Source organism: Acetobacter oeni (assembly GCF_011516825.1).
Taxonomy (GTDB): Bacteria; Pseudomonadota; Alphaproteobacteria; order Acetobacterales; family Acetobacteraceae; genus Acetobacter; species Acetobacter oeni.
The window spans coordinates 46698-55979 of sequence record NZ_WOTA01000024.1; the positions used below are offsets into that span (position 1 = coordinate 46698).

The window sequence follows — 9282 nt, forward strand, 5'->3', positions numbered from 1 at the left end:
AGAGACGATGAATATTCAAAAGAGGCTAATGGACTGTCGCAAAAGGCAACGATTTTCCTGGTCGGTTACAGCCTCCTGCCCTGCCTCCGGTACTCAGGCGAAAACAGGCATATACTTGAGTTTATGCACAAGTGAAGTTTCGTGCAATTCGAACGAAAGCGAGGTTTTTTCGTTCTTTAGTGGCAATAAGTTGTCCGGGGCAATGTCTGGTCTCGCCATATTCCACCAGCCTTCCAGACGATCGTTACATTATCTGAATATTATATGAGCGCGAGGAGGAAGGAATGCCAGTATCTGCATGGCATGGTTTCTGTTTTCCACAGAATAACCTGGTCGGTTTCACACAGCATTCAGCAGGGCTGCGGGCATGAGAATTCCATCAAACGCTTTTTTAATATTGAGCGCTTTTACGATATTGTTGCCGGGACAGCTTCAGGCCGCACCGCGTTCGGAGATGAATGCATCCGCAATGCCCTTTAATCCCTTCCGGGGAGATCGGGGGTATGGATGGACGGGACAGACCCGTTCTGAAGTCATTGGCACACATGGGCTGGTGGCAACCAGTCAACCTCTCGCGGCCGGCATTGGGCTTGATATTCTCAGGCATGGTGGCAATGCCTTCGATGCTGCGATTGCCACTGCGGCTGCAATCAACGTTGTCGAACCGGAGTCCGCTGGCATGGGAGGCGATCTCTTCATGATCGCCTGGGTGGCGAAGGAGCATCGGCTGGTCGCGCTGGATTCTGCCGGGCGTGCGCCATCAGGTGCCACGCCTGAGTATTTTCGGGCTCATAAGTTAAATCAGGTGCCCTATACAGGTATTCAGTCGGTCGTTGTTCCTGGCACTGTGGCTGGCTGGGATGCCATTCAGAACCGCTACGGAACCATGACATTTAAAGAGACGCTGGAGCCGGCGGCCCGCCTGGCGGAAGAAGGCTTTGGCGTGACAGAGCGCGTTGAAGGCGAGTGGCAGGAATATGCCGGCTTGCTTGGAAAAGATCCGGATACGGCTTCGGTTTATCTTCCTCAGGGCAAGCCGCCGGCTCTCTACGGTATCTTCCGTAATCCGGATCTTGCCAAAACATTCCGGTTGCTTGAACAGGGCGGTGTGGATGTCTTCTACAAAGGTCCGGTATCGGAAGCTATAGTGAAGAAATCCCGTGCTCTGGGCGGCACATTCACGCCATCGGACTTTGAAAAAATCAAACCTCAGTGGGTCACGCCACTGACCACATCCTATCGCGGATACGATATTTATGAGATGCCGCCCAGCACACAGGGAGTTGCCGTGCTGGAAGCCTTGAATCTTGTCGAGCAATGTGGACCGAAGGTTGGTATCGATCCACGCAGGGAGGGACCACGGTCCCCGCTTTACTGGCATCTTCTGATCGAAGCGAAGAAGGTCGCTTATGCGGACTTGCGGCACTATGTCGGCGATCCTGATTTTGTTTCAGTGCCAACAGCAAAACTGACAAGTAAAGCCTACGCAGCTTCGCAATGCGCCAAGATCAACCCGCGTCACGCGGCTGCCATTGATGCTGATCGAGATCCGGTTGGAGGCACGGTCTACCTCACGACAGCCGATCGCTCTGGCAATGTTGTCTCGCTTATATTCAGCGTTTATGACGAGTTTGGCTCGGGAATAACCGTGCCTGGCTATGGCTTTCTGCTCAATAACCGTGGTGCCCAGTTCAGCCTTGATGACAAAAGTCCCAACGTCATAGCCCCTGGAAAACGGCCATTCTATACGATTATTCCCGGATTTGTCCTGAAAGATAACAAACCGTTTCTCAGTCTGGGAGTGATGTACGGCGATCAGCAGGCGCAGGGGCAGTTACAGGTGCTGGAGAACATGCTCGATCTCGGGGCCAACCCACAGGCAGCTTCCGATGCGGCGCGTTTTTCACATTCGGAGGAAACCAATAACGTAGTATTGGAATCCGAACTTTATCAAGCTGTTGGATCATCTTTGAAAGCGATGGGGCATAAGGTGATCGAAGGCAACGGACTGATTATGGGCGGGTATCAGGCGATCATGATTGATCCCCGGTCTGGCGTATATCGTGGTGCGTCCGACCATCGCAAGGATGGCGCGGCTGTGGGTTATTAAGCGCCCGTCTGCAAACATTCTGAATGACTGTCGGCTCCTGAGCCCATACTTTCTGACTCTTCGCGACTTACCCAACGACTGCGATGAGGGCGACAGCGGACGGAATTATCTAACCGATCAGGACGCAGGGGGGCTTTGGTTCCTGCCGGGGCTCGGGGCGGAGCCCTGAGACTCAGGCCTCGTCGGGGAGTTTGGCGTCGCCTTTGGGGAGGGTGAGGGCGGTGAGGAGGGTGCAGAGAGCACAGGCGGAGACATACCAGGCGAAGTAGTTTTCGTGTCCGGCGTGACGGCACCAGAGGGCGATGTATTCGGCGGTTCCGCCGAAGAGGGAGACGGTGACGGCGTAGGGGAAAGCGACGCCAAGGGCTCTGATTCTTGTTGGGAAAAGCTCGGCTTTTACGATGGCGTTGATGGAGGTGTAACCGGAGGCCATCATGAGGGCGAGGGTGATGAGGCTGAAGGCCCCCCAGGCGGAGCGGGTTGTGGAGAGGACGCTCATGAGGGGGACGGTGCCGAGTGTGCCGAGGATTCCGAAGGTGATGAGCAGGGGTTTACGGCCGATGCGGTCGGAGAGGGCGCCGAAGAGGGGCTGGACCAGGGCGAAGATGGCGAGGGATGCGGCGGAGATGAGGGTAGCCTGTTCCTTGTCAAAACCGAGGGAATTGGCAAGGAATTTCTGCATATAGATGGTGTATGTGTAGAAGGCGACGGTTCCGCCGACGGTGAGTCCGACGACGGTGAGCACGGCGCGGCGGTGGCGGAGCATGACGCGGAGTCCGCCTTCCTTGTTTTCGCTGGCGGCTTTTTTGAAAGAGCTGCTTTCTTCCATGTTCCGGCGGAGCCAGAAGATGAGGACGGCGCCGATGGCACCGAGGAGGAAGGGGATACGCCAGCCCCAGGCGGTGATTTGTGCGGGAGTGAGGAAGACGAACTGCATGAGGAGCAGCACGGCCATGGCGGCGAGTTGTCCCATGACGAGGGTGACGTAGAGGAAGCCGGACCAGAAGCCGCGGCTTTCGGGTTTTGAGATTTCGGCGATGTAGGTTGCGGAGGCGCCGTATTCGCCGCCGAGGCTGAGGCCCTGGACGAGGCGTGCGAGGACGAGGATGACGGGGGCTGCGAGGCCGATCTGTTCGTATCCGGGGCAGGCGGCGATGGCGAGGGAACCGCCGCACATGGCGCCGACGGAGAGGGTGAGGGCTTTTCTGCGACCGTAACGGTCGGCGACGAGGCCCATGAGCCATCCGCCGACAGGGCGCATGAGGAATCCGACAGCGAAGACGGCGGCGGACTGGAGGAGTTCCGCTGTGGGATCGCCGTGGGGGAAGAAGCTGTGGGCGAAGTAGAGGGCGAAGGCTGAGTAGACGTACCAGTCGAAATACTCGAGAAAGTTTCCGGCCGATCCTGCAAAAATTCCGCGGATGCGCTCGAAGTTTGTCAGGTCGGCCGGAGATCTCTGTGTCATGGGGTCCGTATTGAAAAAGGGTTCAGAATGTCAGTTCGAGGTTGCTCTGGACGTAGGCGCCGGAGGAGGCACCGTTCTGGATGAGTGCTTTTCCCGCGAAGATGTATTCGCCGTCTATACTCAAAGTGATGTGACGTGTTGCACGCCAGGTGAAGCTGGCCTGGGGGATGGTTCCCACATAGCCGCCGTGGGGGCGGAAAGTGTAGGCGGCTGTCGGGTTCTGATAGATGGCGTCGTTGACGCTGTTGCGCCACATGACGGGAGCTTTGAGGAGCAGGGTGGTGTTGCCGGTGGGTGCGAGGGTTGCGATCGGGCCGACGTCGATCAGGTTCTGGTTGCCGAAATAGCAGCTTATATCGAGATAATAGGCGCTGGGGACGAAGGGCGACAGGAATCCGCCCCATGTGCTGGTCTGGCTTTTTCTGGTGTCGCCGCCGGAGATGTCGTCGGCCTGGAGGCCGATGGCGGGGCGTCCCCATAGTTTTGCGAGACGGTAGGAGATCTGTGTGTTGAAAGAGTAGGCGCTGACGGGGCGTGACGGGCCGTCTTTGGCGGCGTTGAACGATCCGCCCTGCCACATGGCGCCGAGCGAGAATTCGATGGGGCCGGCGTTGCCCCAGACGCGCATGCCGGGGGTATCGCGGTGGGTTGAGCCGGCGATGGTGCCGGTTTTTCCTGCGATGGGGGCGCTGGCCAGCAGATAACCATAATAGAACGTATCGACGAAAATCCGGCTTTTGACATCCATGAATCTGAAAGCGGGCACGGCCCAGGAGGTGTAGGCGCCGAACCAGCGGGTGCGGTAGCCGACCTGGTTGTGGAACGGGACGTTGTGGGTATCCCAGTTTGTCAGGGTCAGGTCGAACACGTCGACGCGGAAGTTTTTCCAGAAGGAGTATCCGCGAATCCCGTTCCAGGAATAAGGGATTGTCGGATAGACGCTGCCGGCGGTGACGTAGGGCGGGGCATCGAGGAAGGTCATGCGGCCGGCCATGGCGCCCATGGTGGCGTTGAGCAGATGGCCGCGCACTTCGACGAAGGCCTGCTGGGCGTCGAGTTTGTTACGCCAGCGGCCGTTGCCGTAACCCCAGTAATTTATGCCGCCCGCCTGGCCGCTCATCAGTTCGCCGTAGAGCCGGACATGTTCGCCGAGATGCAGATCCGCTCCGGCGTTCCAGCGGAGGCCGGACCGGTAAGCGGGGCTTTTGCTTACGGTTCCGAGCACGGGTTTTTCGTCGTAGAAGCCGTGATGCCGGAAATTGCCGCTCAGTGTCAGGTAGATTGAGCCGCTTTCGTTCAGCGGGATGTATTTGAGCGGGTCCATGATGTCGATGCGGTTGCGCCTGTCGCGCAGGCTCGACCAGTCTTCCGCCCAGCGCGAGGCGGCGTAGTAGCCGACGGTTCCGAAGCCGGAGGCGGCGCCGGTGTTGGAATTGAAGATGCCCCAGGGCCCCTGATGGAGCAAGGAGGCCGGTTCGTGCGGCAGTTCCAGGGATTGTGGCTGGGCGTAGGCTTCCGGGCGGGATTCGAGCGGGGGCAGGAGCGTATTATCCCAGAAACCTTTTGTGCTGGTCAGGTTTGTTCCGGTCTGGTTCGTCTGGCTTGTGTTCGTGCGGCTGACGACGGAGGCGGTCGGGATCACTTCGACCGGGGCGACCGCCGGCTGCATGACGCGTGGCGACAGGTTGGTATGGGCTTTGTAGCGGTGCGCGTCGGGGATTTGCGCGTGGCTGTTGACCTGGGTTCCGGGCGCGGTTTCGGCGTGGGCCGGCACGGAGAGGACGAACGCGATACTTCCGAGAATTGTTGGTGAGATAAAGCAGGTTGTGAACCGGTTTGGATGACGCACCCCGGGGGTCGGGGTCACAGAAGGGGCGTTCATATAGCGGGTGCTGTCTTTCCTGTTCTTTTATCCCGGGTCTTTTTGCCCGGTGCCGGCCTTTGCGGCCGGTGTATGTCAGATAACGAAAAAGGTCATGATGCGTCATGTGGGGATGTCGGGTGAGCGACGAAATCCATGCTCTGCGTGACGGATCTGCAACGCTTTTGCGCCGGGGCGATCGTTGTTCGGTTCTTTTTAAGTGTTGCTGGTTTTCTCAGGGCTTTGCCCTGAAACCGGCTAAAGGGCGGCGGCCTCCGGAGAGGCTCTGTTGTCGTCAGGTGTTGATGTGTGATTTCCCCACAGGTTAGCCCCGCTCCGGGCCTCTGCCCGCATCCGGCAGGGAGCGTCACGCGAGGGCGTGCCATGCACGACGGCCGCCGTAACCCGAATAAGCAGGTTTCCAGAGGCCATCGGCTTTTGGCGGGTGTCAGGGCATAGCCCTGAGAAACGCGGTCACACTTAATGAGAGCAGCGCCTCCGGAAGCCGGTTTGCCGATCAGTGAAAGCTGTGCGCGACCGGGGTGGGGGTGACGTCTTCTTCCGCGAGGGGATCGCCGGCCTGTGGTGGCGGGAGGCGTCCGGCCAGGGCGTCTTCCAGGCGTGTCCTGTCGAGCTGTCCTTCCCATCGGGCGATGACGATGGTTGCGACGGCGTTGCCGATGATATTGGTCAGGGAGCGACATTCGGACATGAATTTGTCGACACCGAGGATGAGGGCCATGCCGGAGACGGGGATGGTGGGAACGACGGAGAGGGTGGCGGCAAGTGTCACGAAGCCCGCGCCTGTGACGCCGGCGGCGCCTTTGGAACTGACCATGGCGACGAGCAGCAGGGCGGTCTGTTCGCCGAAGCTCAGGTGCACGTTGGTGGCCTGGGCGACGAACAGGGCGGCGATGGTCATGTAGATGTTGGTGCCGTCGAGATTGAAGGAGTAGCCCATCGGCACGACGAGGCCGACGATGGGGCGGTCGCAGCCGGCGTTTTCCAGCTTGGACATCAGGGTTGGCAGGGCGGATTCCGACGAGCTGGTGCCGAGGACGATCAGCAGTTCTTCCCGCAGGTAGCGCAGGAGTCTGAAGATGGAGAATCCCATGACGCGGGTGACGAGGCCGAGCACGCCGACGATAAACAGGATGGAGGTGAGGTAGAAGGTGCCGACGAGCCAGATGAGGCTGGTGACGGAGCCGATGCCGAAGCGTCCGATGGTGAAGGCCATGGCGCCGAACGCGCCGACGGGGGCGGCGAGCATGACGAGGCGGACCACGCCGAAGACGAGTTCGGTGAGCTGGCGAAAGAAGGCGAGGATGGGTTCGCCGCGTTTGCCCATCTGGGAGAGGCTGATGCCGAAGACGATGGCGACGAACAGGACCTGGAGGATTTCGCCGGAGGTGAAAGCGCTGGCGGTTGTGTTCGGGATGATCTGGAGCAGGAAGTCGGAGAAGGTGTGTTCTCTGGCGCGCTCGACATAGCCGCTGACGGAGGCGGCATCGAGCGAGCGGACATCGACGTTCATGCCGCCGCCGGGGCGCACGACGTTGGCGACGATCATGCCGACGATGAGGGCGAGGGTGGAGAAGAACAGGAAGTAGGCCATGGCCTTGGCGCCGATGCGGCCGGCTTTGCCGAGATTGCCCATTCCGGCGATGCCGGTTGAGACGGTCAGGAAGATGACGGGGGCGATGACCATTTTGACGAGTTTGATGAAGCCGTCACCGAGGGGGCGCATGGCGGTGCCGAGATTCGGGGCGAAATGGCCGATCAGGATTCCGAGCGTGACGGCGACGACGACCTGGAAATAGAGGCTTTTCCAGAGTTTCCGTTTTGCCGGAGGGGCCGTGAGGGTGCCGTGCATGACTCTTTTTACCGTTACGCGCCTGACGGCGTCTTATTGTTCCTGATACGACGGGACTGTTTTGTCCGCCTTTGCGTCGATAGCACCCTGCCGGGGGGATGCCAATTCATGAGCGTAATTAACTCAGGTTTTTCATTATAAATCAGTGTGTTGCTGGGGTTGCTTTGTGCGGGGTGGCGGCTTGGGGCTCTGTCCTGGAGCCCGCAAAGGTGCGCGGCCCCTTTAGATCCTGGTCTGCTCGGGTCAGCTGCGGGCGGGGTCCGCGCCCTCTGTAATAAAGCCGGGAAATGTCGGAAGATGCGGGTGTGATGACATTCGATCTTTCCGGTCTGCCGGTTCTTCTCGTTTCCGTTCTGCTCGCTGTTCTGGGGGGTGTTGCCTTTCTTCGCAGCCGGCGGGCTTCAGGGGGCGGAATGGCGGATTCCGATCTGCTGGCGCGCCTGTATGTGATGGTTGAGCGGGAGGTCAGTCTGCGTCATGCCGAGACGGAGCAGCAGCGGCTGCGGCTGACGGAGATCGAACGGGCGCTTGTGGCGCGGGTTGAGCAGATGCGGGCGGAGCTGGCGGAGCGGCTGGGGCATCTGGCGGGCGGGATCGGGAAGGAGCAGGCGGAGGCGCGGGCGGCGCAGTCCGAGGCGTTGCGGACGATGGCGGAGGCGAGCGCGCAGCAGCTTGCGGCGATCCGGGGGGCGGTGACGGAGCAGCTTCACGCGGCGGTTGAGAAGCAGATGCAGACGTCGTTTCAGCGCGTGCTGGAGCAGTTTTCCGCGATGCAGAAGGCGATGGGCGAGGTGTCCGCGATGACGGCGCAGATCGGGGATCTGAAGCGGCTTTTCGGCAATGTGAAGACGCGGGGTGGCTGGGGGGAGGCGCAGTTACGCACCATTCTGGACGATGTGCTGCCGCCGGGAACGTATGAGACGAATCGTCGGCTGGGGCCGGGGCGGGAGGTTGTCGAGTTTGCGGTGAAGATGCCGGTTCGCAGCACGGTGCCGCCGGTTCTGGCGATCGACAGCAAGTTTCCGACCGAGGCTTATGAGCGGTTGCTGGATGCCTGCGCGCGGAATGACCGGGACGGGGAGCGCAATGCGCGCAAGGCGCTGGACAATGCGTTGCGGTTCGAGGCGCGCAAGATTGCCTCGAAATATATTGTGCCGCCGGAGACGGTTGAGTTTGCGGTTCTGTATCTGCCGACGGACGGGCTTTATGCGGAGATTGCGCGCAGTCCGGGTCTGATTGACGAGATCGGGCGGACCTGCCGGGTTCTGATCATGGGGCCGTCTCTGATGCCGGCGCTGCTGCGGACGATTCATCTTGGGTATGTGACGCTGTCGCTGGAGGAGCGGACGGACACGATTGCGCGTCTGCTGGGGGCGACGCGACAGGAGATGCTGAAGATGGACGAGGTGCTGGAGAAGCTGTCGCGCAATGCGCTGGCGATGTCGACTTCGATCGAGGATGCGCGGCGGCGGACGCGGTCTGTGGCGCGGCAGTTGCGGGAGCTGGATTCGGGGGAGGTGGCGCCTCCTGTCGCGCGGGACGCAGCCTCATAAATAAACCGGGGTGCAGGGGGCCTGCGGTCTCTGCCGGGTCCGGGCGGCGCCCGGATGTCTGAGCGGGGCGCCGTGCCTCGCCCGGGTCCGGCAAAGAGACGTGGTCCCTTTGTCCCGGTTTGTCAGAAGCCGGTCTGGAGTGAGACGTAGGCGCCGGTCTGGTTGCGGAAGGTGGCGATGGTGCCGAGCGAGACGTAGGCGGCGGTGATGTTCAGGTGTTTGTTGACGAAGTAGCTGGCGTAGACATCGACGCGGAAATCTCACAGAAGGGTTGTACATCGGGTTAGATTATGAAAAAGTCTGTTTTGTACAAAAGAATTTTTCATAAGCAATAAACGAACCCGATGCAGACAGAGTGTAGCGCAGGCGCGTATGAGTTTCCAGCCTCCTGTGGACGGCGTGTTGTGGCCCGTTTTGACG

5 protein-coding genes and 1 pseudogene are annotated in these 9282 nt (G+C 60.2%); 2 read left to right on the forward strand and 4 right to left on the reverse strand.

The window, feature by feature from the left end; all coding sequences use genetic code 11:
• Positions 1-469 precede the first annotated feature (469 nt).
• Positions 470-2110, forward strand: coding sequence for a gamma-glutamyltransferase (gene ggt, locus GOB90_RS14295; protein WP_242012052.1), 1641 nt, complete (start codon positions 470-472; stop codon positions 2108-2110).
• 172 nt (positions 2111-2282) lie between these two features.
• Here ggt and GOB90_RS14300 read toward each other — a convergent pair whose 3' ends face one another.
• The 3 genes from GOB90_RS14300 to GOB90_RS14310 form a co-directional block, all read right to left on the reverse strand.
• Positions 2283-3575: an MFS transporter gene (locus GOB90_RS14300; RefSeq protein WP_373322054.1), complete on the reverse strand. Its 1293-nt coding sequence runs from the start codon at positions 3573-3575 to the stop codon at positions 2283-2285.
• Positions 3576-3597: 22 nt separating this feature from the next.
• Complete coding sequence (locus GOB90_RS14305) at positions 3598-5457, reverse strand: alginate export family protein (RefSeq protein ID WP_146889934.1); 1860 nt, start codon at positions 5455-5457, stop codon at positions 3598-3600.
• Positions 5458-5953: 496 nt separating this feature from the next.
• Positions 5954-7309 carry a dicarboxylate/amino acid:cation symporter gene (locus tag GOB90_RS14310; RefSeq protein WP_146889936.1) on the reverse strand — a complete coding sequence of 452 codons (1356 nt, stop codon included), beginning with the start codon at positions 7307-7309 and terminating at the stop codon, positions 5954-5956.
• Positions 7310-7596: 287 nt separating this feature from the next.
• Here GOB90_RS14310 and GOB90_RS14315 point away from each other — a divergent pair, with 287 nt between their 5' ends.
• A complete protein-coding gene (locus GOB90_RS14315) occupies positions 7597-8862 on the forward strand; it encodes a DNA recombination protein RmuC (RefSeq protein ID WP_242012053.1) in 1266 nt (421 codons plus the stop codon).
• 122 nt (positions 8863-8984) lie between these two features.
• On the opposite strand, the pseudogene GOB90_RS14320 reads toward GOB90_RS14315, so the two are convergent.
• Positions 8985-9101 (reverse strand): annotated as a pseudogene (locus GOB90_RS14320) (DUF3034 family protein); the annotation flags it as partial.
• Between the last annotated feature and the right edge of the window lie 181 nt (positions 9102-9282).

Excerpts from the sequence above, each read along its gene's own strand:
- ggt (WP_242012052.1), top strand. The coding sequence starts at position 470 with ATGCCCTTTAATCCCTTCCGGGGAGATCGGGGGTATGGATGGACGGGA.
- GOB90_RS14300 (WP_373322054.1), bottom strand. The coding sequence starts at position 3,575 with ATGACACAGAGATCTCCGGCCGACCTGACAAACTTCGAGCGCATCCGC.
- GOB90_RS14305 (WP_146889934.1), bottom strand. The coding sequence starts at position 5,457 with ATGAACGCCCCTTCTGTGACCCCGACCCCCGGGGTGCGTCATCCAAAC.
- GOB90_RS14310 (WP_146889936.1), bottom strand. The coding sequence starts at position 7,309 with ATGCACGGCACCCTCACGGCCCCTCCGGCAAAACGGAAACTCTGGAAA.
- GOB90_RS14315 (WP_242012053.1), top strand. The coding sequence starts at position 7,597 with ATGTCGGAAGATGCGGGTGTGATGACATTCGATCTTTCCGGTCTGCCG.